The following is a 23,648-nucleotide window of genomic DNA, read 5'->3' on the forward strand; positions in this document are numbered from 1 at the left end:
GCGCGAACGACGGCTCGGCACGGCTTCGTGCATGCGGTACGCCGGCCTGGACCGGGCAGGGACGGTCAGGGGAATCACCTCATCTGTACGCGGGCGGATCGCTGTCGCGCCGCGGGAATCGCGGCGCGACAGAGACGGTCGGATGACGAATCAGCCGGCGGCGATAATCGCCTGCACCTTGCGCTGGGCGTCCTTCAGCAGCGCGTCGATGTCGGCGTCTTTGCGGGTCAGGACCGCTTGGACCACAGCGTCAAGCGCCCCGTACGTTTCCTGCGCCTTCGCCGGCGGCTCCGGCACCAGGGCCAGCGTCTGCGCCGTGGCGAAGTACCCGGCGTAGTTCTGCCGCGGCACGTTGACGTAGTCCTTCACCCAGCCCAGATACCGGTCGGTCGTCGCCTGGTCGAACAGGGGCAGCGCGGGGGCGCCCACCGGCTGCTTGTCAGCGACCTTGGCCTTCGCGTCCGCGACGGCCTCCTGCTCGCTGCCGTACTTGCGGAGGTTGACGAACTCCAGCCACTTGATCGCGGCCTTGACCTCGGCTGCCGAGGCGCGCGGGTTGATGATCGCGACGGTACCGCCGCCGAGCGCACCCAGCCCCTGGGCCCCCTGCGGCAAGGGCGCGAGGCCGAAGTCGTCGGGCTTCATGCCCATGTTCGACACGAGCGTCGTGTACGCGTCCGCGCCCTGCACGAACATGCCGATCTTGCCGCCGGCGAACGCCTTCATGGCGTCGTTGTAGCCGATCAGGAAGTTCGAGCCGAACGTGTTGTCCTCCCACCGCAGGGAACGGTAGAACTCCAGCACGTCGCGGGTGGCGTCGTTGTCGACGGTCGCGTTCTTGCCGTCCGCCGACTCGATGGTGCCGCCGTTGGCGTAGCTCATCGTGGTGAGCACCCAGCCGCCGGTGTTGTCCTTCGTCATGCTCCCGAAGCCCTGTACGCCGGTGGCCGCCTGGATCGCCTTGGCGTCCGCGCGGACCTCGTCCCACGTCGTCGGGGGCTTGTCGGGGTCGAGGCCCGCCTTCTTGAACAGGTCACGGTTGTAGAGCAGACCCATGCTGTACGCCTGAATCGGCACCCCGTAGACGTGGTCGCTCGAGTCCTTGACCACCTTCATGACGGACGGGTTGATCCGGCTGACCATGGAGTCGGCGCCGATCGCGCTGGTGATGTCGGCGATCTGCTTGCGGGCGATGAGGCCCTGCATCTCGGTGAAGGGGACGTAGAATACGGTCGGGAGTTTGCCGCCGGCCAGCAGGGCCTGGAACGTCCGCACATCGAAGACGGCCTCGTCGCCGACGACCTTGACGTCGGGGTTCGCCTTGGTGAAGTCGGCGATGTTTCGGTTGAAGTTGTTGAGCAGCTCCGGCTGCTGATTGTTGGGCATGCCCGCGACAGTGATCGACACCGGCCCGGTTGCCTTGCTGTTCGACTCGCTGCACGCGGTGACGAGGGCGAGCGCCGCGACGGCCAGGACCGCCGGCGCGAGAAGCCGGGTTCTTGTGCTTTTCATGGGTCTCCTCGAACGGTGTTGGTGGTGGATCACTCGGTGTGAGTGGTGCTGCCGGTCAGGGAGCGATGAGTCCTCCGTCCCGGCCGCGGACCCGCGCGGCCCACGCGTCGTGCCCGGAGAGTCCGGCGGGGAACCGGGCGGCGGCGGCCTCGTCGAGGTCGATCCCCCAGCCCGGTGCCTCGTTGGGGCGCAGCCAGCCGCGCTCGATGCGCAGCGTCCCGGGGAAGACCTCGTGCACGGCGGGGGTGTACACATGGCCTTCCTGGATGCCGAAGGCCGGGCTGGTCACATCCAGCGCGACGTTGGCTGCCGCACCGATGGGCGATGTGTCGCCGGGGGCGTGCCACGCCGTGCGCACCCCCACCAGTTCCGCGGCGGCGGCGATCTTGCGCGCGGCGGTGAGGCCGCCGATGCCGGAGACGTGGGAGCGGATGAAGTCAACGCCCCCGCCGAGCACGAGGCGCGCCGCGTCCGTCAGCGACGTGGTGAGCTCGCCCACCGCGAGGGGCACGGGTGAGGCTGCCCGTACCTCGGGCAGGCGGTCCCAATGCTCGGGCGCGATGACGTCCTCCAGGAAGAACAGGCGGTACGGCTCGAGTGAGCGGGCGAGCACGACGGCCTGCTTCGGCGAGAGTCGCGAGTGCACGTCGTGCAGCAGAGCGATGTCGGGGCCGAGCCGGGCGCGGGCCGCCGCGAAGAGTTCGGGGGTGAGCCGCAGGTACTCCTCGACGTTCCAACCGCCCGGGTACTGGTGGTCGGCGGTTGCGGTGTGGGGCACCGCCGGGGCACCGTAGTGGCCAGCACCCGGCTGACCCGTCTGCAGCCGGATGTGCCGTAGCCCCTCCTCCCGGAGGTGTTCTGCCTGGTCGAGGGTCTCCTCGACGGTCGCGCCGGCGGCGTGCAGGTAGGTGTCGGCCGCCGCGCGTACCTTGCCGCCGAGAAGCTCGTGCACCGGCCGTCCGGCCCGCTTTCCCGCGATGTCCCACAACGCCTGGTCGAGCCCGGAGACCGCGTTGTTGCCGACCGGGCCCTCACGCCAGTAGGACGAGAACCTGGCGAGGCGGACGAGGTCTTCGATGTCGCCCGGGTAGCGGCCGATGACCAGCCGGGCGAGATGCTCCTCCACGTAGGTCGCGACCGCCCGCCAGCGCTGGGTGAAGGTCGCACAGCCCAGGCCGTACAGGCCGTCGTCGCTCGTCTCGACCTTGACGACCAGCAGCGGAATGCCCTCCGGTGCGGTCGCGATCGCCCGGACCCGGGTGATGCGCACGTCGTCGGGTGCTTCCCAGGGCTGGGCGAAGGGGGACGTCGCGTCCTGCGTGCTCATGCGGATGCCTCCATGACGGATGCCTCGCCGTCGGCGAGCGAGACGACGGGAGCCCAGCCGAGTACGCGGCGCGCGGCGGACGTGTCGATCGGCGCTCGACGCCCGTCGAATCGTTGCCTGCGTTCGACGTGGGCGGCGTAGCGGTCGAGAAGGTCGTCCGTGGACTCGTTCAGGATGGTGTCCGCAGCGGCGACCAGAAGCGTGTGCATCCCGGAGATCGGCTGGGTGAGGCCGCGCAGGATCGCGTCGACGGCATCGGCCATCTCCAGGTACGCCCACCCCTCGCGGGCGAGGCGCGCCCGTTCATCGGGAATCGCGATCATGCGCCGCACCGTGTCCCGCAACGCGGCGAGCTCGCGGACGAGCGGGAAGCGCAGCGCGACGACGGTCATGTCCCAACGGCTGCAGGCGAACGCGGCGATCTGCTCGTCGACCCACTTCGACAGCGAGTACGCGTCGTCGTGCGCCACGGGCGACGCCTCGTCCAGCGGGTAGTACGCCGGCATCACGTCGTGCCGGTTCATCGGTACCCCGAAGGCGTTGATCGAGCTGGCGATGACCGCCCGGCGGATGCCCGCCTCCCCGGCGCACGCGAGGACCGTGAATGTCGCGGAGGTGTTCCCGACGAACACGGCACGCGGCGTGTCGAGGTCGGGATGCGCCGTCGCCGCCAGATGAACGACCGCGTCCACGTCCGCGAGCGCCTCTCGCACCAGGACTTCATCGGCGGCGTCGCCCGTGAAGACCCGGTCCGCCGGGGTCGGCGCGGACCAGGTACGGGACAGCGCGGTGACGGCGATGCCGCGGTCGACGAGCGCCTCGACCGTCGGCCGGCCAACGGTCCCGTCGGCACCGGTGACCAACACTCGGGCGGGTCGGATGAGCTCAGGCACGCCGATAATCCTCACTGTCGGAGCCAGAGTTGCGAAACTGCTTTCGCAGCAGAGAAGCACAGGCGCCAGAGGATGTCAATACACGGATGTCGACGGCCCGCTCCGGCGCACGCCGAGGCACGGCAGTCCCATCAGGACTGCCGTGCGGTCAGGAACGCTGTGCGGTAAAGGCCGTGCCGTCAGGAGGAAGGACCGCGCACCAGGGTCGGCGCCACGAGGTGCTCGCCGGGCGCCCGCTCGGGAGAAAGGACATCGGCGGCGGCGAGCCGACCGAGCCGCTGCAGCTCCAGATCGACGGTGGTGAGCCGACGGATGCCCTGGTCCAGGACGATGCCTTCCCAGTTGTCGACGCCGACGACCGCGATGTCCGCGGGCACCCGGAGGCCGCGCGCGGCGCAGACCTCAAGCACGCCCAGGCCGATATGGTCGTTGCCGCAGAACACGGCGTCGATCTCGGCACCGGAATCGAGCAGGTCGGACATCGCCTCCGCACCCCATCCGTGAGACCAGGATCCGTGCCGGGTGTCGCCGGCCTGCTTCAGCCCGGCAGCCTCCAGTTCCGTACGCATTCCGCGCTCACGCAGGCGCACGGCGATGCTGTCCCGACTGCCCGTGATGTGGGCGATACGCGTACGACCACGCTCCACCAGGTGCCGCGTCGCGACGCGGCCCGCGCCCTCGTTGTCAGGCAGGTAGACGACATCCTCGCGCTGGTCCGACGCCGCGAACGCGTACGTCACGGGTACGCCGAAATGATGCGTCACCGAGGGCGACACGCGTTCGTGACCGTCCCCGACGACGAGAAGACCGTCGATGCGGCGCGCCTGGAGCGCCCGGATGCTCTTGGTCATCTGACGCGGCACGAGCAGGTCCTCGTCGAACACGAGAGACGCCTGCTGCAGCTCGCCGAGCTGCAGCACCGCGCCGATGAGAACCGGACCTGCGAAGGTACTGGCCGCGCGGTAGGTCAGGACCCCGATGGTCCGGCTGCGCCCGAGCGCGAAGGAGCGCGCCAGCGCGTTCGGCTGAAAATCGAGCCGCTCCGCGACCTCACGCACGCGCGCCCGGGTCTCCGCCGAGATCCGATCGCCCCCGTTCAGGGCCTTGGACGCGGTGGAGAGCGACACCCCGGCGATCGCCGCGATGTCGCTCAACCGGACGTTGCGGTTCGACGGCATGCCGAGAGCATACCGGCGCGAAGGCATTGACAGAGTCCGACCGCCCGGCGAAAAATGCCGAACTGCGAAACCGATTTCGCACCGCAAAGCCTCCCCGTCCCCCGATCGCGATCATCCGACGCCTCATCGAGGAGCGCTCATGCCCAGGACGATCTCTCCGCTTTCCGAAAAGGCGCTCTCCCGCCGAGCGCTCGCACTGCTGGCCTCCCTCGCCGCCGTCATGGTGCTGCTGTCCGCCCCACAGCCCGCCGCCGCCGACACCGGGCCCGTCGTGATCGGCGACTTCGAACACGGCACCGATCCGTGGTTCCCGGTGACGACGGGCGGCGCCACAGCGACGCTCACGACCACCACCGACACCCCCGCCGGTGGCACCGCGTCCGCCCGTGTCCAGGCCAACGCGCCGAGCGGAACGGTCGAGATGGCGCGCGCCGTCCCGTCGGTCGACCTGCGAAGACTCGACCTCTCGGTACGCAGCGCCCAGCTGACCGGCCTGGTCCTGCGCCTCGTCGACAGCACCGGGCAGGCGCACCAGCAGACCCTCACGCTCTCCCCCGGCACGCAGTGGCAGAAGCTGTCGGTCACCACCTTCGCGGGTGGAGCTCAGTACGTTCACTGGGGCGGCGCCAACGACGGTGTGTGGCACGGGCCGCTGACGCAGATCTCGCTGCTGATCGACGCGTTCCGCATCTCTCCCGGCCCCGCCGTGGCGCTCGACGTCGACGACGTCATCGCCCAGGGACCGCCACCCCCGCTCGCCGTCAGGCCGACCACGCTCGGCAACGCCTTCACCACCGGCGACACCGTCTCGTTCGGCGTCGACACGGCCGCAACCTCCCTCAGTTGGTCGGCGCGGGACGCGTCCGGGGCCGTCGTCGCCGCCGGCTCCGGCACCCCGGCGCAGCTCGGGAACACCATCTCCCTCGGCACCCTGGGGACCGGCTGGTACACGGTTGACATCGCCGCCGTCCAGCCCGATGGCACCACCGTCAACGGCGGCACGGACGTCTCGGTGTTGCCCGCGACCACGCTGCGGGAACGGCGCATCGGTGCCGCGACCCACTACGGCGGGAGGTGGCCGACGGCCTCCGCACCCTTGCTCGGGAAGGCTGGTCTCGGCTTCGCTCGCGACGAGGCGTACTGGTCGGAGGTCGAACGGGTCAAAGGCACGTACGCCTTCCCCGCGCGCGTGGAGAACGCCAATGCGGCGCTACGCGCGAACAGCGTGGACTTCCTGCAGGTCCTCGACTACGGCAACGCGCTCTACCACCAGGGAGAGGCGCCCGCGACCGATGAAGGGCGAGCCGGTTTCGCCGGGTACGCCCAGGCCTCCGTCGATCACTTCGGCACCGCGCGCGCGGCGTACGAGGTGTGGAACGAGTGGAACATCCGCGACGTGACCGGACCCGCGGGGGCGACGCCGCAGAACTACGTCGCGCTGCTCGCCGCGACGGCCACGAAGGTGAAGGCGACGCATCCGGACGCGACACTGGCCGGGCCTGCCCTCGCGCCAATGAACGACTGGCAGGGCTGGCTCGACGGCTTCATCGCCGCCGGCGGCCTCGACCACATCGACGCGTTCTCGACCCACCCGTACAACTTCACCGCCGAGCCGGAGGCGTTCCGGACCCACGTGGCGATCCTGCGGCAGAAGTTCGCCGCGGCGGGGCACCCCGACATGCCGATCTGGTTCACCGAGCACGGCTGGTACACGACGCAGAACCCACCCGGCGTAGCGCCCGGCGTACAGGCACGCAACCTCGCGCGCGCCCAACTCCTGGGCCTCGGCGACGGGATCGGGCGCTACACCGTCTACGACTTCAAGGACGACGGCACGAACCCGGCCGATGCCGAGCACAACTTCGGGATGATCCGCAACGAGGTCGACGCTCGTGGTGCGTACGTCCCCAAGCCCGCATTCACCGCCGCGGGCGTGCTCACTCGCCAGACGGCGGAGCGCCCCGTACGCGCGGTCATGTCGCTCGGCACCGGCCGCTACGGAGTCGAGTTCGGCCCGCGTACGGGCGAATCCGCCGACACGCGGATGCAGGCGCTGTGGGCACTGACGCCGCAGACGTGGAGCGTCCAGGCGACCGGCGCGGTAACGGTCACCAACCTCTACGGCGGCACCACTGTCCTTGAGCCAGACGCCGACGGACGGGTACACGTCTCCGTGGGTGCGGAGCCGATCTATCTGCAAGGCGCACTGGGCCAGGTGGCGACCACCTCGCCGTTCTCGCTGGCCGTCACGGGTGCCGTCGGTGCAAGCGCGCCGGATGCCACCTGGCACATCGCCAACCCGGGGACGGCGGCCCGCACCCTCTCGCTCGTCTCCGACGGGCTGACCACGCAGGCGACCGTGCCCGCCGGGGCGACGCAGGACGTCGCGGCGGCGCTCGCACCCGCTCAGGTGGGGCAGCGCACCTGGACCGCGGTCGTACGGGAGGGAGGTCACGCGATCGGCGTCCTCACCGCCGCCGCGCAGGTCGTTCCCGCATTGCAGCTGACCGGTGAGCACGCGCTGAGCGCTGCCGGCACGGACGTGCTGCGGCTCAAGGTTCTCAATCGCAGCACGCACGCGGTACGCCTCGACGGCGTCACCTGGACCGTCGGCGGTTCGAGGGGAACAGCGCTGGCCGATGCGCAGGTGGCAGGCGGAGCCACGGCCGTACAGGATGTTCCGCTCACCGCCTTCGGTGCGTGGTCGGCGACCGTCTCCGGACCGGCGACCGACACCGCGAGCGGCGTCGTCGTGGCGGCGAGTTCGGTGGGGGTGGACGTCCCGTACCAGCCGGTGAAGATCGACGGCGTGGTGGACCGCGCCCTGGAGAAGCTCCCGGCCCAGACGCTGGGCAAGGACGAACAGGTGATCACCGGATGGAAGGGCCCGCAGGACCTCAGCGGAAGCCTGTGGATCACACACGACGACAGTCGGCTCTACCTCACCGCGCAGATCGTCGACGACGTCCAGGCACAGCCCGCGAGAGATGCGGCCATCTGGCAGGGCGACAGTCTCCAACTCGGGTCGTCCCCCGGCTGGCCGGGCGAAAGTGGGCGCCCCGTCGGCGAGGTCGGCACCGCCCTGACCGACGCGGGACCGGTCGACCTCACCCGATGGCTACCCGTCAGTGGCGGGACGGACGGCATCGCGACCATGGTGAAACGGGACGAGAAGACGAAGACGACCACCTACGAGCTGGCAGCGACGTGGACGGCGCTCGGGGTCGACCCGGCCAATCGCATCATGGCCGCCACCATCGCGATCAACGAGAATGACGGGTCGGGCCGCCGCGGCTGGAGCACCTGGGGCAAGGGTGTCGCCGAAACGAAGGATCCGAGCCTGTTCCACGCCCTGCGGCTCATGCCTCCCGGCGGTGACGAGGTGGACCTGTCGACACAGGCGCGTACGGTGTGCCTTGCGTCCGGTGGCGCCGTCGCGGTCGACGTGACGAACCGGGAGCTGCTGGCAGCCGCTGTCCGCATCACCACTCCATGGGGTCGCAAGGAGTTCCGCGATGTGCCGCCCGGTACGCGGGTCTCCGAGACCTTTCCCACCGGGTCGGTATCGCTTCCCGCCGGGAAGGTGACCGTGGATGCTTCGGTCGTCGCCGCGAGCGGCCAGCCGTCCTACCAGGTGCGGCAGGTGCCCTACCCGCCGATCCACTGCCCCTGACCGAGCCACCCGGACGACGGCGGAGAGGCCGCCCCTCTCCGCCGTCACCCTTCAACACAGTCACAAGCCAGCCGGCTGGCCGCGGCACGGCTCGCCCCGGGCCCGCTACATCGCGGTGGCGGGCGAGGGAGGGCGGTCCGAGAGCAGGCCGCGTGCCGCGCGCACCTGGCTGACCGAGCGGCTCAGCGCCCCGGCGATCCGCTCCTCGAGTCCGGGGCCGAGCCGCGCGATCGGGATGGACAGGCTCACCGCGTCGACGGCCGGGCTGTGCAGGGGTGCCGCCACCGCGAAGCACGCCAGGCCCTCGGTGTTCTCCTGGTTGTCGATCGCGTAGCCACGCTCGCGGGTGGCCGCCAAATCCTCGTACAGGGCATCGGGGTCGGTGATCGTGTCCGGGGTCAGGGCCGCCAGCGGCCAGCTCAGCAACCCGCGAACGGCCTCGTCGGTGCGCTCGGCGAGCAGCACCTTGCCCAACGCGGTGGCGTGCGCCGGCAACCGCCGGCCGATCGCGCTGTAGAGCCGCAACGGATGCACCGATTCCCGTTTGGCCATGTAGACGACGTTCGGGCCGTCGAGGCGGCCGAGGTGCACGGTCTCGCCGAACTGCTGGGACAGATCGTCGAGCACACCGGCCAGCAGGCTCACCGTGTCGTCGGTCTCCAGGTAGGCGGCGCCGACCTGGAGCGCACGCACACCCAGCCCGAATCGGGTTCCGGTTTCGTCGGCCTCGACCCAGCCGCGCTGCATCATCGTCCGCAGGATGCCGTGCAGGCTGCTCTTGGGAATGTCCAGCGACCGCGCCAGGTCGACCAGCGACCGCCGATGCCCGGAAGCGGCCAGGGCTTCCAGCACCTCCAGCGTGCGGTCGGCCGACTTGACCGGTTGGAACCTCTCCCCCGACATCACGCCGCCACTGTAGCGGCATTGACATGGGGCGCGGCATCGCTAGGGTCACATACATGACCGATATTCATCCTCGTGAACAAACGCCGAGGGGCTCGAGGGCCGTGGAGGCCATCGCCGCCGGCCGGATCCTTCCGGTTGTCGTCCTCCACGACGCCCGGGCCGCCGCCCCCTTGGGAGCCGCGCTGATCGCTGGCGGCGCCCGGAGTGTGGAGGTGACCTTCCGCACCGACGCGGCCACCGACGCCATCGGCGCCCTGTCCGGCAACCCCGACCTTCTCGTCGGAGCCGGCACCGTGCTGACCACAGCCCAGGTCGACCGGGCCGTCGAAGCCGGGGCCCGGTTCGTCGTCAGCCCCGGATTCAGTCCTGCCGTCGTCCACCACTGCCAGGCGCTGGGCATCCCCATCTTCCCGGGCGTCGCGTCAGCGACCGAGATACAGATGGCACTCGACGCGGGCCTCGACACGGTGAAGTTCTTCCCCGCCGAACAGCTCGGCGGAGTAGCGATGATCAAAGCCCTGGCAGCGCCCTTCCGCTCGGTGCGCTTCATCCCGACCGGCGGCGTGAACCCCGCAAACCTGCGCGACTACCTCACCCAGCCCGCCGTCCTCGCGGTCGGCGGCACCTGGATGGTCGCCCCCGACCTGATCACCGCCGGCAGATGGGACGAGATCACCGACCTGACCGCCGCGGCCGTGTTCGCCGCCCGGGAATGCTGACGAGGAGCCATGCCGCCGTTCGACCTACGCCCCGCTGAGCAGTGCCGCCACGACCTGGTCTCCCTCGGTGAGGTCATGCTCCGTCTCGACCCGGGCGAGGCGCGGGTCCGCACCACCCGCACCTTCCGCACTTGGGAAGGCGGCGGCGAGTACAACGTCGCCCGCGGACTGCGCCGCTGCTTCGGGCTACGTACCGCCATCGTCACCGCGCTCGCCGACAACGAGGTGGGCCGACTGATCGAGGACCTGATCCTGCAGGGCGGAGTGGACACCTCCTTCATCAGCTGGATGCCCTACGACGGCGTCGGCCGCGCCGTGCGTAACGGGCTCAACTTCACCGAGCGCGGGTTCGGCCTACGGGGCGCCGTCGGCACCTCCGACCGCGGCCACACCGCCGCCAGCCAACTGCGACCGGACGACGTCGACTGGGACCACCTGTTCGGCGAGCTCGGGGTGCGGTGGCTGCACACCGGCGGCATCTACGCCGCGCTGTCGCAGACCGCCCCGGACACCATCGAAGCGGCGATGACCGCCGCACGCCGGCACGGGACGATCATCTCGTACGACCTGAACTACCGGCCCAGCCTCTGGAAGGCGATCGGCGGGCAGACCCGCGCCCAGGAAGTCAATCGGCGGCTCGCTCGGCACGTCGACGTGATGATCGGCAACGAGGAGGACTTCACCGCCAGTCTGGGCTTTGCGGTGCCCGACACCGACGAGAGCCTGTCCGAGCTGAAGGTGGCCAACTTCCAGCAGATGATCGAAGACGTCACCAAGGACTACGACAACTTCCGGGTCGTCGCCACCACCCTGCGAACCGTGCGCACCGCCACCATCAACGACTGGGGGGCCATCGCCTGGTCCGCCGACACCGGCTTCGTCGAGGCGACCCACCGCCCCGGCCTGGAAATCATGGACCGGGTGGGCGGCGGCGACAGCTTCGCCTCCGGTCTGATCTACGGCCTGCTGGAGCTCGGTGACCTGGCCACTGCGATGGAGTACGGCGCGGCCCACGGCGCACTGGCCATGACCACACCGGGCGACACCTCGATGGCCAGCCACAAGGAGGTGGAGGCGCTCATCCGAGGGACCGGCGCCCGCGTCCAGCGTTGACCCAGATGGCCGGACCGCCCAGTGCCGCTGACAGCGACGACCGTCGGCCTCGCCGAGCCGGTCGGCGATGACACGCCGTACGCGCGGCCAGCCAGGCGGCCCCGACCTCGCCCGGCACCGCGACAAGCACCAGCGCCGGCCATCGGCGGGTGAGTCGCCGGCGGACCGCGTCCGGGAAGATCCGACCGGCGGTGAGGACACTGCGGGCGAGCACGATCGGCGTGGTGTCGGCGCGCTCGCGGACCGCGGTGACGGAGGCTACCAGCCGATCGGCGGCCGAGGTTCTCGCCTAACTGCGAGGGACGAGCGTGGGGCGCTGTAGTTGTACGGAGATGGTTGTCAGGCCGACTCGCAGGTTGGCGAGGCGGGCTAGGTGGTGGGCGATGATGGTGGTGATCAGGGCGGGAATGGCGCTTGCGAGCAGCAGGGTGGCTCGGGCGCCGAGGTGCTCGGTGAGGAGGCCTAGTGCAGGCCCGCCTGCACATCCGCTGCCGAGGAAGACGAACAGGTGGGTGCCGATCACGCGGCCGCGGAGCGTGTCGGTGGTGGTCAGTTGTACTAGGGATTGTGCTGAGGTGAGCAGGGCGAGGTAGGTCGCTCCGACGGCAGTGAGGAGCAAGGCCAGGATGGTCTGGGTGTGCGCGGCCGCTGCCAGGAGGAGTGCCAGGGCGAGCAGCATCGCGGAGCCCGCGATGGTGCGCAGGCGAAGCGGGCGTGTTCGACGGGCGGTGAGGAGGGCACCGAGAAGTGAGCCGGCCGCCAGGGAGATGCTGAGCAGTGCTACCCCTGTGGGTCCGGAGTCGAACTCGTCTTTCGCGAACGTCGTTAGCGTGGCCGGCAGGTTGACCATGAAGAACCCGAACGATCCCACGATCAGTGATGGCCACAACACGGTCGGCGTGCGAATCGCGTAGCGGAGTCCCTCGCGGACTCCAGTCCGTGGTGCTGCACTGACGTGGGTCCGACTGGTCGCACTTGGCAGCCGTGCTGCAACGGTGGCGGGGACCACGTAGGCGATGGCGGCGGCGCCGAAGGCATAGTCCGTGCCGAAGGTGACCATGAGAACGCCACCCAGTGCGGGGCCGATCATCGCGCCGAGTTGGAAGGCCAGCGAGACGAGGCTGATTGCGTTGCGCAGGTGGCTGGCTTGAACGGTTTCGGTGAGGAACGAATGGCGGGCTGGGCTGTCGATGGCGTAGACCACGCCGAGTGCAATCGCGAGGCAGGTGACTTCCCATACCTCCACATGGCCGCTGGCGGTGAGCATGGCGAACGCCGCCGCTAGCACACATTTCGCGCTGTTGGTGACGAGCACGATCCGACGGCACGGGAAGGTGTCGGCGATCGCGCCGCCGTGCAGACCGAGCAGGAGCGTCGGGAGCAACTGGGCGGCTGTCACGAGGCCTACTGCGGAGGGGCTGTTGGTCAGTGTGAGGACGAGCCAGTTCTGGGCGAGTAACTGCATCCAGTAGCCGGTTCCGGCAGCGAGCCATCCAACCAGCAGCATGCGAAAGGTGCGGTTCTCCATGGAGGCGAAGGCGCGGGGATAGCGAGCTGGGGTGGTGGCGGGAGGGGCGGGCTCCGCGGTGCTCATGGGGTCCTTCTGAGAGGCGTCGGTTCGTCCGATCCTCCCCCGCGACGACATATACTTGGATCCAATCGCTGCGATAACTCCGATTGGGTTCAGTAATGACTCTGAGAGGACCTCGGGGAGGAACCGGTGTATGACCCGGAGCTGCTGCGCACGTTCCTCGGCGTCGCCGAGGGGCTGAGCTTCACTGCAGCCGGACGAAGGTTGGGACTCAGCCAGCCCACGGTGAGCCAGCACATTCGCCGACTCGAGGAGCAAGTCGGCCGCGCACTGTTCGTCCGCGACACCCGCAGCGTGACGCTGACGGCTGATGGAGAGGCGCTGGTCCCGTTGGCCCGCGACATCCTCGCCGCCCACGAACGCGCCGTCGAACACTTCACCGGTCCGACCCTCGCCGGCCGGTTGAGGTTCGGTGTCACCGACGACCTCGCCCTGACACCCCTGCCACGAATTCTCCGCAACTTCCGGCAACTCAACCCGCGAATTGGCCTCGAGCTCACCGTGCTGCAGAACGACGCCTTGTTGCGTCGCATCGAGTCAGGCCACCTCGACATGGCCTTCGTGAAGCGGAGTGCGGGCGTGCCAGCCGCGAATCAGGGCCAGCTGGTCCGCCGCGATCAGTGGGTCTGGGCCGCAGCAGAGGCCAGTCCGGTGCTGGCGCAGCCGGTACCACTGGTGGCCTACCAGAGCCCGAGCCTGAGCAGATCGATGAGCGTCGAGGCTCTTGAGGCGGCAGGTATGCGTTACCGGATCACCTGCGTGGCTCGAGGGGTCAACGGAGTCCTCGCCGCAGTCAGGGCCGGACTGGGCATCGCGGTGTTCGCACGATCCCTTCTGCCCTCGGACCTCGTCGAGCTACCCGCCTCGACCGGGCTCCCAGTACTGCCCGCTCTCGACCTGGTACTGCTGACCAATCCTCACGCTCCCGAGCAGGCCACCACCGCGCTCACATCCGCAATCTTGTCCCGCAGCATGCCGTTGACCCCCGCACCGGACTGAGCACCACCACGGTCCCGAGGGCAACCCGTGCACCAGTGCATCCTTGGGCGGCGGCTAACCTGCCCGGCCACGACACGTCCGCATCACAAGCCGAGGGGCAGGGTCTCCGCCGATCTGGTCCGCTGGTACTACGACGGCCTCGCCGCCTTGGTCGAGACCTTGTGCACGACGGCGGACGACGCCCCGGCGATGGTGTTCCTCAGGGACGCTCCGGCGCCCCGTCGATCCTGGGCGCGGCGCCAGGCCCATGAGACGACCATTCACGGCGTTGACGCGATCTCGGCCGTCCAATATCCAGATCCGCTGGAACCGACGGGCCGGCGAGCACGGGCGGAACGACAACTTCGTGTGAAGGTTTCCGCCGGATTTGCTGGTCGGCCTTGAAGCTTGTTTTCGGAAACAGATACCCTCCGATGGAAGATCCACCGTCCACCTGGGAGGTATGGACCATGCGCAAGCTGATGTCAGCGCTCGGCGCGGGGGCGCTGCTGACGGCCGGGCTGTTCGCCGGCGCCGCTCCGGCACAGGCGGCGACCTGCACCCTGGTGCAATCCGAGATCTACAACGGCGCCAACATCATCTCCTGGGCACGAGGCTTGGAGGGCTGCTCCGGCGACGTCTACTGGGAAGTGCAGTCGGGCGACAGCGGCACCTGGCAGGTCGCGCAGAGCGGCACCACTCACTACGACAACACGGTCACGAGCTACTACGGCGACGTCGATCTGCCGTGCTATCTGCGGGTCTACGCGAAGTTCGGCAGCCAGGAGAAGCTGACGCAGCCGGCGCGCAACAACAACTGCGGCGTGGGCTGAGGCGCGACGCACGACGCCGCCCAGCGGGACCATCTTGGTCGGGCGCCGAGTAGCACTCCGTACCTGACGAGACGGCCGGACCTGGAAGGTCCGGCCGTTTCGGTTGGTAGCGGGGGCAGGATAATGGTGCTCTGCTCGATGTCAGAGCGTCATGAAGCGCTCGTTCTCCGGCCGCTGGGGGCCTGGAAGCCGGTGAGGCCGGGTGTGTCGTTCGTGGTCAGGGCGATCTGGTTGAGCACCAGCCCCGCCTCGCGAGGTGCCAGCGTGATCGTGTGCTCACCGGGCTTGAGCGCCAATGCGGCCGCAGCGACGCTGGTGCTGCCGTACCAGGTTTCGAACCCGGTCTCCGGCCCGGACTTGTTCGACTGGTATCGCCATTGCCCGTCGACGAGCACGTGGTAGGAGTCGGCGTCGGCGTTGGGGTTGCTCGAGTTGACGAACAGGTAGTACGTGCCACCGGTCTGGATGTCGACGGTGAGGTCGAGCCGCGGTGGTGCTCCTGGCGCGGAGCTCCCGTTGACCTTCTGCGTCGGGCCGGCCTTGAACAACGCCTCGGCCTGGGCCGCAGAGGTGGCCAGCCACTGCGCCTTCGCGCCGGCGTCGGCCGGCGGAACGACCTGCAGGCCGTTACGAGCCAACGCCCAGCCGTGCGTCCCGTTGTTGCTGTCGGTCGCACGGGCGGAAGCGCTCTTCTCCAGCGCGTCCGCCGGATCGATGACCACCAGGCCGTCCTGCTCCAGGTACGGGCCGGTCGGCGCACCTTCTCCTCTGCTCACCGTGACAGGCACCACCCAGGTCTCACCACGGCCGTCGGTGATGGAGACCTTGGCCGTCCCGGCCCTGTGCCCGGTGATCCTGGCCTCGCCGTCCTGGACGGCGGCCGTGGCGGCGGTCTGGTTGTCCGACTTCGCGGCCACCGCGGCCGCCACGCCCTCGACCGTGCTCGTCCGGCCCACCGACGCCTGGATCGCCGGCAGCCGGTGGCCCCGGCCGCTGGGCGTGAGGAATCCGGAGAAGCCCGGCGTGCTGTTCGTGGTCAGGGCGATCTGGTTGAGCACGATCCCGGCCTCGCGAGGCGCGAGCGTGATGGTGTGTTCGCCCGGCTTGAGCGCCAGCGCGGCACCCGTGACGCTCATGCTGCCGTACCAGGTCTCGAACCCGGTCTCCGGTGCGCTCTTGCCCGACTGGTATCTCCATTGCCCGTCGACGACAAGGTGGTAGGAGTCGGCGTCGGCGTTGGGGTGGCTCGAGTTCACGAAGAGGTAGTACGTGCCGCCGGTCTGGATGTCGACGGTGAAGTCGAGCTGCGGTGGTGCTCCTGGCGCGGAGCTCCCGTTGACCTTCTGCGTCGGGCCGGCCTTGAACAACGCCTCGGCCTGGGCCGCGGAGGTGGCCAGCCACTGCGCCTTCGCGCTGGCGTCGGCCGGCGGGACGACCTGCAGGCCGTTACGAGCCAGCGCCCAGCCGTGCGTGCCGTTGTTGCTGTCGGTCGCATGGGCGGAGGTACTGTTCTCGACCGCGTCGGCCGCGTCAAGGACGACCAGGCCGTCCTGCTCCAGGTACGGGCCGACCGGCGCACCGTCCGCCCGCCGCACCGCGACGGTCAGCACCCAGGCCTCGCCGCCACCGGCGGTGATGGAGACCTCGGCTCGCCCGGCCCTGCGTCCGGTGATGCTCACCGCACCGTCCTTCACCGCGACCGACACGGCGGTCTCGTTGTCCGACTCCGCGGCCACCACGCCCGCCACACCCTCGACCCTGCTCGTCCGGCCCACCGACGTCTCGATCGCGGGCAGCCGGCGAAGCTGCGGCATCACGCCGGGAAGTGCCGCCACGGTCGCCGCCTGGGGTGCGGCGATGTTGTTCGGGCTCTCGGGCGGGCCGACCAGGCCGTCGCCGACGGCGCCGTCGCGAGTCTCGATGATGATCCGGTCGAAGAGGATCGCGGTGTCCGAGCGGTAGACCATCAGGTCGTGCCAGCCCGGCGTGGTCACCTCGACGGTGAAGGTCAGGGGTTCGATCCCGTGCATGATGTTGAATCCCCAGGGGCTGGTGCTCGTACCGGCGACGGAGTTGCCGCGCAGCAGGCTGGGGACCTGGTTGTCGAGCCCGACGGCCGTGCGCGCGGTGCGCGGCGTGCCGTTGTCCTCGGTGCCTTCGTTCAGCGTCGGAATTCGGTAGAAGGTCCCGGTGAACCTCCCGGTGGAGGTGAAGTGGACCCGGTATCTCAGGCGGGCGGTCGTCTCGAAGCCGGAGTCGACCCGGGGCGCGATCTCCGGGAAGCTGCCCATCGATGCCCCGCGCTGGCCCACGCCTTCAAGGGGGGCCCACCGGCTCCCGTCGGCGCCGGGCACGTTCTCGGAGAAGTGCTCGGCCTCGAGGGCCACGTATCCGTTGGCCTCCAGGTGCGCCGGCTCGGCGACCCGGCGCAGGTCCACGGCGGCCCGCTTCGCGTCGACCGTGAACGTCGCGACCGGGTCGCCGGCCTTGGCGCCGTCGGCGGCGTTGAAGACCCGGATCGTTCCCGTCGTGGCCGGGTGGTCCTTGGCGACCGTCACCGTCACTCGGTGCTCTGTCGCGGTCGTGCCTGAGCGCTGAGACAGGGTGATCCACGCAGCGTCCGCCTCGGCGATCCACTCCTGCGGCTTGGCGACGTCGTCGCGGGAGAACACGTCGAAGAACCGCTTGTCATCGGGCGCCGCCGAGTTGAACGTCAGCGTGCCGCGCCCGGGCTCCTTGCTCCCCTCGGCGGCGGCGCCCACCGCATCGGTCGGTGCGGCCACCCGGGCATACCGGTCGTTGGTGAGCATGATGGCGCCCTCGTTCGGAAAGCCTTCGGGATGGCTGTGGCCGATGGCGTGGTCCCACTTGCCGTCGCTGATCGTGTTCCAGTAGTCCTCGTCGGCGAGGATGCGCTCACGGGCCTGCTTCGAGAGCAGCTCGTAGCTGCCCGCGCTGGCGTAGCGGCCTTGGGCGGCGGCGAGCTGGTTCTTCCAGTAGTAGCCGATCTGCTCCGCCATGTTGCGGTAGGACCGGACCCGGTGGAGCACCTGCTGATAGAACGCGGAGCGATAGCGCGGGTCGAGCTTCGCGGAGACGCCCTCGAGAATCCTCACCAGCTCATTGGACTCGTTGATGTAGCGCTGGAGTTCATCCCCGTCCGAGGTGGCGCTGAACGGGAAGACCTGACCGGCGTGGATCCTGCCTGAGTTCGCGTTGGAGGAGTTGATCTCCCCCCAGAACTCGGCGCGCTTGGTGTTCTCGAGCGCGTCGAACCTTTTCAGCGCGTCGGCGACCACGGCGGCGTTGTTGCCCCTCAGCCGGAAGTCTCGCTGCACGTGCTCGGTGAGGAACCTGCTGCCGATGTTCGTGTCGTCGTAGCCCTCGACGTCCCACGCGAGCTTGGCGAACAGGTCGAGCTTGATCTCGCCGGGCTTGATGTCCCCGACGTTGAGGATCCAGTAGCGCCCCGCACCGGAGTTCCACGCCCGACGCAGCTGCTGCACCATCAGGGACATCGGCGTCGAGTTCAGCCACAGGTAGCTCTTCGGCTCGCCCCAGTAGGAGATGTGGTAGTAGACGCCGTTCCCGCCGGACCGGGCGGCTTCTGTCCGCGTGGGCACCTGGCGCAGATAGCCCTGGTTGTCCTCGGCCCACATCAGGGTCACGTCGGCGGGGATGTGGTCCTTCAGCCCGGCGTTGTAGAGGTCGTTCATCTCCTTGTAGGGGATGAACACCTGCGGCACCGCGTCGGCGCTGCCGTAGACCGCTGCGATCAGCGTGCGCTGCTCGCGAATGACGTCGGCCTCCATCTCGACCTTGTCCTTGAACCCGTACGGGTTACCGGGTGTGAACACCGGATCGCTGTCGTGCACGCCGCGGATACCCAGGGCAAGGATGTTCTCGAAGTCGGCGTTGGCGACCACCCGCTGGCGCCAGTACTCCAGGATCGCGGGCTTGTTGATCGAATAGTCGAAGGCGGCCACGGCGTCCGCGCCCTTGATGTGGAGCGCGTCCTTGTTGCGGTCGTACCACTGTCGCCACTCGCCCTCGTTGTTGCGCAGCATCAGCTCCGCGTGAGACGAGGACGCGACCACACCGAACGCTGCCGCCTCGCGAGCGTTGATCGGCGTCCCCGTGTCGTACGTCCCGGTGTCGGTGACCGCGTTGAACGCCCTCGAGGCCAGGTGCATCGCCGGCCACAGCGTGTTCAGCCTCAGCCGCAGCATCAGCTCGAAGACATGCCGGTAGAAGTTGACATCAGGCGTGCCGTTGCCGGTGGGGAACTTCCTCTTCGCCCACGCGACGGTGCGTTCCTCATCGTTGATGAAGAATCCGCGGTACTTGACGTCCGGCCCGTCGTCGACCCGGGTCTTACCTCTGACGTCGATGTCGTCGCGCTGCTTGACCGGCACGTCGCTGTACCAGTACCACGGCGAGACGCCGATCTCCTCGGAGATCGAGTAGACCCCGTAGATCGTCCCGCGGGCATCGCTGCCCGCGATCACCAGTGCGTTGTCGACCCCGGGGACCGGGTTCTTGACGGTCTTGGTCGCGTACGCCTCCCACTTGCCCTTGATCCCGGCGGCCTCGTCGAACTTGCCGGCTGCGACGATCTCGTCGATCAGCCAGCTCTGACCGATCTGGCCGACGATGATCGCGTTCTGCTGACCCGCGGCCTGGGTCAGCAGGGCCGGCAGCTTGCTCTGGTCGGCCTTCGCCAACCGCGCTTCCTTGGCCGACTCGTCGTCGACGAACAGGCTCTGCACCTCACCGGGATCGATCGCCCCGGTCACCATGGCGACGTCCTGGCGCAGGTCCTGAACCGCGCGGCGCACCTGCGTGTAGTCCCGGTCGGCGTGGTCGCCGCCGTAGGACGGGTCGATCAGGATCGGTGAGGTCGTGTGACCGTTGAAGATGGTGAAGTCACCCGACGATGCGTGCGCCGGCGCCACCCCCACCGACGTCAGGGACGCGGCCAGCACAACGCCGGTCACGACAGCCGCGAACCATCGCCTGGCCCGACTGCGCTTGCCGTGTTGCACACCTCGACCTCTTAGCCCGGGCTGCGACATCCCTCGCTCCTCTCGTCCGACACGGTCACCGTGCGGCCGGCACGGTCGCAACCTAGGAACCAGGTGACAACTTCTGCAAGGTGTTGCCAGAATTGCCATTGTCGTGTCTAGATGCGTTCGTGGAGCCCACCATCTTCGACGTCGCGCAAGCTGCCGGCGTGGCCGCATCGACGGTCTCCCGGGCGTTCAACAAACCCGGCCGGGTCAACGAAGCGACGCGACAGCGGATAGTCGCTGCCGCCGCACAGCTCGGCTACCAGCACAGACCGCAGAACCGCGCCCTTCCGGGTCCACGCCACCGCACCATCGCCATGGTGCTGTCCGACATCACCAATCCCCACTTCTTCGAACTGATCCGCGGCGCGGAGCAGCGCGCGAAGGCGTCCGACATCACGCTCGTGATCGTCAACGCCGAGGAGTCCCGCCGCATCGAGGAGAACCAGATCCGCGACCTGGCCTCCAGCGTGGACGGATTCCTGCTGGCCTCCAGCCGACTCCGCGACGAGATCCTGCGCGACCTCGCCAAACTGCACCGGATCGTCCTGTTCAACCGAGAGCTGCCCGGGTTGACCAGCGTCACGTTCGACACCGCCGCAGGCTGTCAGCAGATCCTGGAACACCTGGCCTCGCTCGGGCACCAGAACTTCACCTACTGCGCCGGGCCACCCAGCTCCTGGATGGGTGCGGCGCGCTGGGCGGCACTGAGCGCCGGCGCCGAAGCACACGGTCTGACGGCACACCGGATCGGTCCGTACACCCCCAACGTCGCCAACGGCGGGGCCGCCGCCGACGGAGCACTACGCACCGATGTGACGGCCGTCGTAGCCCACAACGACCTCCTGGCGATCGGCATCATCCGACGCCTCGCCCAGCGCGGTGTCCGAGTCCCGGCCGACATCAGCGTGATCGGATTCGACGACATCTTCGCCGCCGACTTCGTCCATCCCTCGCTGACCACCCTGGCTGGACCCGGCTCGCACGCCGGTCGGCTCGCGGTAGAGCTCGTGATCGAGCAGTTCGCCGCACGACAGGGCGAGGGCGAGGCGATCCGTCTGCCCACCGAGCTGGTGCTTCGCGAGTCGTCCGGCCCAGCCGAACGCCGCGCCTGAGCGGCGCGGCCGCGGCGAACGCGACGAGCGCCTGCAGACCACCAATACCAACGGAAACCTCGACGCCTTCTTCGACGTGGCTGTACCAGAAGGGCAAGCCGGCCTCCTGATGAACGTGCGGCGGCTGGGTGACCACCAGCCCGACCAGTGCCGCAGCGGGCTCGGGGGCGGGTGGCCGGATCCGGCCGATTTCGCCGGCAAGGGTTGTAGCCGCCATCGGTGCCTTTGTAGCGTGACCCGGATCCTTGAATCGATTCACGTTCGCCCCGAACCGCGAGGCATCGTCCCGCCCGCCCGAGGAGAGGCGCAGTGATGACCGAAGAACGCAGAATCAGCCGACGCACTGTCCTGCGGGGAGCCGGCGCGCTCGCCGCCGCTCCGTTGATGGCCCAGGTCCTCGCCGCGGAGGCCGCAGCGGCGCAGGTGCCCCCGCAGCCCGGACCGCGCATCGACCGGCGAGCGGTGGTCTCCCGCCACCCGGTCGTCCGGTACGCCAACGACCGGGAACTGCCGGTCCAGGTGGGCAACGGCCGGTTCGCCTTCGGCGCCGACGTCACCGGCCTGCAGACGTTCGTCCCGTTCTCCACCCTGTCCGACTGGGGCTGGCACAGCGACGCCCTGCCGCCGGGGAAGACCATCGCCGACTACAAGGGCACGGTCTGGAACACCTACGGCCGGCCGGTCTACTACTGGACCGGCGACAAGAACGAGCCGGAGCTGCACAACTGGCTGCGGGGCAACCCGCACCGGATCAACCTGGGCCGGATCGGCCTGCACCTGCTGAGGGCCGACGGCACCGAGGCCACCGAGGCCGACCTCACCGACACGGTGCAGCGGCTGGACACCTGGACGGGGGTGCTGCACAGCAGCTTCCGGCTGGACGGGCATCCGGTCACCGTGGAGACCTCCTGCCACCCCGGCATCGACGCGGTCGGCGTCCGGATCACCTCGCCCCTGGTGGCGCTCGGCCGGCTCACGGTGTTCCTCGACTTTCCCTACGCGACCGCCGCCGGGCAGGACAAGTTCTCCGCCCCGTACGTCGGTTTCTGGGACCGGCCGCAGGCACACACCACGACCCTGTCCTCCCGCGGCAACGCCGGCGCGACGATCACGCACGTCCTGGACGAGACCGAGTACCAGGTCGCACTCACCTTCACCGCCGGCGCGACGGTGACCCGGGAGGACCCGGCGCGGCACCGCTACCGGATCACCGGCGGGCGCTCCGAGGGGCTCGACCTCACCTGCCACTTCGCACCGGAGGTGGACCGGGCGGCCCCACCAGCCGCCGAGGTGTCGGCGCAGAGCGCGTCCTGGTGGCCCCGCTTCTGGCACACGGGAGGGGCGGTCGACCTGTCCGGCAGCAGCGATCCCCGGTGGCGGGAACTGGAGCGGCGGATCGTGCTCAGCCAGTACCACCTGGCCGTCAACGAGGCGGGCAATGAGCCGCCGCAGGAGTCGGGCCTGGTGAACAACGGCTGGTACGGCAAGTTTCACATGGAGATGTACTGGTGGCACGCCGCGCACTACGCGCTCTGGGACCGGTGGCCGCTGCTGGACCGCAGCACCGACATCTACTCCCGGTTCCTGCCGCGCGCCCGGCAGCTCGCCGCCGAGCAGGGTTTCCGGGGCGCCCGGTGGCCGAAGATGACCACCGCGGTCGGTGACGCGACCGGACGCGAGTCGCCGAACGTGCCGACCGCCCTGCTGCTCTGGCAGCAGCCGCACCCGATCTTCCTGGCCGAACTCGACTACCAGGCCCACCCGACCCGCCGGACGCTGCTCAAGTGGCAGACGGTGATCTTCGAGAGCGCCGAGTTCATGGCGTCGTTCGCCCACGATGACGGCACCGGCCGTTACGTCCTAGGGCCGCCGCTGATGTGCGCCAACGAGCGCAACCCCGCCGGGGCCACCACGAACCCGACCTTCGAGTTGTCGTACTGGCGGTTCGGGCTTCGGGTCGCCCAGCAGTGGCGCGAACGCCTCGGTTTGGGCCGCGACGCGCGCTGGGACGACGTGCTCACCCGGCTGGCGCCGCTGCCCGTGCAGGACGGCCGGTACGTGCTCTACGAGGGTGTGCCGGACATGTGGACCCGGTTCAACACCAACCACCCCGACCCGGTCGCCCCGTACGGCATGCTGCCCGGCGACGGCGTGGACGTCGAGACCATGCGGGCGACCACCGCCAAGGTGTACGAGACGTGGCCGGTGACCGACCTGTACAGCTGGGACTTCCCGCTGCTGGCGATGAACGCCGCCCGCCTCGGCGACCCCGTACGGGCGGTGGACTTCCTGCTGCACGAGCGGCTCGGCTTCACCGACACCGGGCTGCCGGCCAGTGGCAAGAAGGGCGTCCCTTCGCCATACTTCCCGGCCGCGGGCGGGCTGCTCTACGCCGTCGCGATGATGTGCGCGGGCTGGGGTGACTCCCCAGACGTGCCGGGCGGGGCGGCCGGGGCGGCCGGCGCCGACGGCACCGCACCCGGGTTCCCGGAGGGCTGGGTGGTTCGGTGGGAGGGGCTTGCTCCGGCGTTGTGACGGACGGTCGGGGGGGGGGGGCGGCGTCGCCGGGGCCCCCCCCCCCCCCTGCCCCCCCGCTAACCCCCCCCCCCGCCCCCCGGGGGGTGGGGAAGGTGAGCCGCGGATTATAGGGCCGGGCGGGCCGAAGTGGCCCCCNTACGGGCGTGGGGGGGGGGGGGGGGGGGGGGGGGGGGGGGGGGGGGGGGGGGGGGGGGGGGGGGTTT

Annotated in this window: 15 protein-coding genes; 8 read left to right on the forward strand and 7 right to left on the reverse strand. The window is 69.6% G+C overall.

All coding sequences use genetic code 11. The features are described 5' to 3' along the window. Positions 1-150 precede the first annotated feature (150 nt). The 4 genes from ACFYML_RS03470 to ACFYML_RS03485 form a co-directional block, all read right to left on the reverse strand. Positions 151-1,512 carry an extracellular solute-binding protein gene (locus ACFYML_RS03470; protein ID WP_387419071.1) on the reverse strand — a complete coding sequence of 454 codons (1,362 nt, stop codon included), beginning with the start codon at positions 1,510-1,512 and terminating at the stop codon, positions 151-153. A 55-nt stretch (positions 1,513-1,567) separates the two neighbouring features. After that, on the reverse strand, positions 1,568-2,839 hold the full coding sequence (locus ACFYML_RS03475; RefSeq protein ID WP_387419072.1) for an enolase C-terminal domain-like protein: 1,272 nt from the start codon (positions 2,837-2,839) through the stop codon (positions 1,568-1,570). Continuing rightward, complete coding sequence (locus ACFYML_RS03480) at positions 2,836-3,732, reverse strand: NAD-dependent epimerase/dehydratase family protein (protein WP_387419073.1); 897 nt, start codon at positions 3,730-3,732, stop codon at positions 2,836-2,838. Before ACFYML_RS03480 ends, ACFYML_RS03475 begins: the two co-directional genes overlap by 4 nt. 179 nt (positions 3,733-3,911) lie before the next feature. Then, positions 3,912-4,910 (reverse strand): LacI family DNA-binding transcriptional regulator, encoded by a 999-nt coding sequence (locus tag ACFYML_RS03485; protein ID WP_387419074.1) that lies wholly within the window; start codon positions 4,908-4,910, stop codon positions 3,912-3,914. Between ACFYML_RS03485 and ACFYML_RS03490 the strand changes: the two genes are divergently transcribed. Then, positions 4,846-8,583: a hypothetical protein gene (locus ACFYML_RS03490; protein WP_387419075.1), complete on the forward strand. Its 3,738-nt coding sequence runs from the start codon at positions 4,846-4,848 to the stop codon at positions 8,581-8,583. The two genes, ACFYML_RS03485 and ACFYML_RS03490, sit on opposite strands and share 65 nt — an antisense overlap. A gap of 105 nt (positions 8,584-8,688) precedes the next feature. On the opposite strand, the gene ACFYML_RS03495 is transcribed toward ACFYML_RS03490, so the two are convergent. Further along, a complete protein-coding gene (locus ACFYML_RS03495) occupies positions 8,689-9,486 on the reverse strand; it encodes an IclR family transcriptional regulator (RefSeq protein WP_387419076.1) in 798 nt (265 codons plus the stop codon). 104 nt (positions 9,487-9,590) lie between these two features. On the opposite strand from ACFYML_RS03495, the gene eda reads away from it, so the two are divergent. Continuing rightward, the gene (eda, locus tag ACFYML_RS03500) at positions 9,591-10,208 is read left to right on the forward strand and encodes a bifunctional 4-hydroxy-2-oxoglutarate aldolase/2-dehydro-3-deoxy-phosphogluconate aldolase (protein ID WP_387419077.1); all 618 of its coding nucleotides are present in this window, start codon (positions 9,591-9,593) and stop codon (positions 10,206-10,208) included. A gap of 9 nt (positions 10,209-10,217) precedes the next feature. Then, the gene (locus ACFYML_RS03505; protein ID WP_387419078.1) at positions 10,218-11,321 is read left to right on the forward strand and encodes a sugar kinase; all 1,104 of its coding nucleotides are present in this window, start codon (positions 10,218-10,220) and stop codon (positions 11,319-11,321) included. A gap of 289 nt (positions 11,322-11,610) precedes the next feature. On the opposite strand, the gene ACFYML_RS03510 is transcribed toward ACFYML_RS03505, so the two are convergent. Continuing rightward, complete coding sequence (locus ACFYML_RS03510) at positions 11,611-12,915, reverse strand: MFS transporter (RefSeq protein ID WP_387419079.1); 1,305 nt, start codon at positions 12,913-12,915, stop codon at positions 11,611-11,613. A gap of 126 nt (positions 12,916-13,041) precedes the next feature. Here ACFYML_RS03510 and ACFYML_RS03515 point away from each other — a divergent pair, with 126 nt between their 5' ends. The 3 genes from ACFYML_RS03515 to ACFYML_RS03525 all read left to right on the forward strand — a co-directional run bounded on the left by ACFYML_RS03515 (position 13,042) and on the right by ACFYML_RS03525 (position 14,723). After that, a complete protein-coding gene (locus tag ACFYML_RS03515; RefSeq protein WP_387419080.1) occupies positions 13,042-13,911 on the forward strand; it encodes a LysR substrate-binding domain-containing protein in 870 nt (289 codons plus the stop codon). Between the two features lie 27 nt (positions 13,912-13,938). Further along, the gene (locus ACFYML_RS03520) at positions 13,939-14,295 is read left to right on the forward strand and encodes a maleylpyruvate isomerase N-terminal domain-containing protein (protein WP_387419081.1); all 357 of its coding nucleotides are present in this window, start codon (positions 13,939-13,941) and stop codon (positions 14,293-14,295) included. Positions 14,296-14,360: 65 nt separating this feature from the next. After that, positions 14,361-14,723: a hypothetical protein gene (locus ACFYML_RS03525; protein ID WP_387419082.1), complete on the forward strand. Its 363-nt coding sequence runs from the start codon at positions 14,361-14,363 to the stop codon at positions 14,721-14,723. Positions 14,724-14,872: 149 nt separating this feature from the next. Here the strand turns inward: ACFYML_RS03525 and ACFYML_RS03530 are convergent, their stop codons facing one another. Next, complete coding sequence (locus ACFYML_RS03530) at positions 14,873-19,897, reverse strand: glycosyl hydrolase 115 family protein (protein ID WP_387419083.1); 5,025 nt, start codon at positions 19,895-19,897, stop codon at positions 14,873-14,875. Positions 19,898-19,917: 20 nt separating this feature from the next. Here ACFYML_RS03530 and ACFYML_RS03535 point away from each other — a divergent pair, with 20 nt between their 5' ends. Continuing rightward, positions 19,918-20,907 carry a LacI family DNA-binding transcriptional regulator gene (locus tag ACFYML_RS03535; protein ID WP_387419084.1) on the forward strand — a complete coding sequence of 330 codons (990 nt, stop codon included), beginning with the start codon at positions 19,918-19,920 and terminating at the stop codon, positions 20,905-20,907. A 312-nt stretch (positions 20,908-21,219) separates the two neighbouring features. After that, entirely contained in the window at positions 21,220-23,442 is a 2,223-nt protein-coding gene (locus tag ACFYML_RS03540; RefSeq protein ID WP_387419085.1) for a hypothetical protein, read from the forward strand. Positions 23,443-23,648: the final 206 nt, after the last annotated feature.

The organism is Micromonospora sp. NPDC007230, assembly GCF_042869115.1.
In the GTDB taxonomy this organism is placed as follows: Bacteria; Actinomycetota; Actinomycetes; order Mycobacteriales; family Micromonosporaceae; genus Micromonospora.

Excerpts from the sequence above, each read along its gene's own strand:
- ACFYML_RS03470 (WP_387419071.1), bottom strand. The coding sequence starts at position 1,512 with ATGAAAAGCACAAGAACCCGGCTTCTCGCGCCGGCGGTCCTGGCCGTC.
- ACFYML_RS03475 (WP_387419072.1), bottom strand. The coding sequence starts at position 2,839 with ATGAGCACGCAGGACGCGACGTCCCCCTTCGCCCAGCCCTGGGAAGCA.
- ACFYML_RS03485 (WP_387419074.1), bottom strand. The coding sequence starts at position 4,910 with ATGCCGTCGAACCGCAACGTCCGGTTGAGCGACATCGCGGCGATCGCC.
- ACFYML_RS03495 (WP_387419076.1), bottom strand. The coding sequence starts at position 9,486 with ATGTCGGGGGAGAGGTTCCAACCGGTCAAGTCGGCCGACCGCACGCTG.
- ACFYML_RS03505 (WP_387419078.1), top strand. The coding sequence starts at position 10,218 with ATGCCGCCGTTCGACCTACGCCCCGCTGAGCAGTGCCGCCACGACCTG.
- ACFYML_RS03510 (WP_387419079.1), bottom strand. The coding sequence starts at position 12,915 with ATGAGCACCGCGGAGCCCGCCCCTCCCGCCACCACCCCAGCTCGCTAT.
- ACFYML_RS03525 (WP_387419082.1), top strand. The coding sequence starts at position 14,361 with ATGCGCAAGCTGATGTCAGCGCTCGGCGCGGGGGCGCTGCTGACGGCC.
- ACFYML_RS03530 (WP_387419083.1), bottom strand. The coding sequence starts at position 19,897 with ATGGCAATTCTGGCAACACCTTGCAGAAGTTGTCACCTGGTTCCTAGG.
- ACFYML_RS03540 (WP_387419085.1), top strand. The coding sequence starts at position 21,220 with ATGACCGAAGAACGCAGAATCAGCCGACGCACTGTCCTGCGGGGAGCC.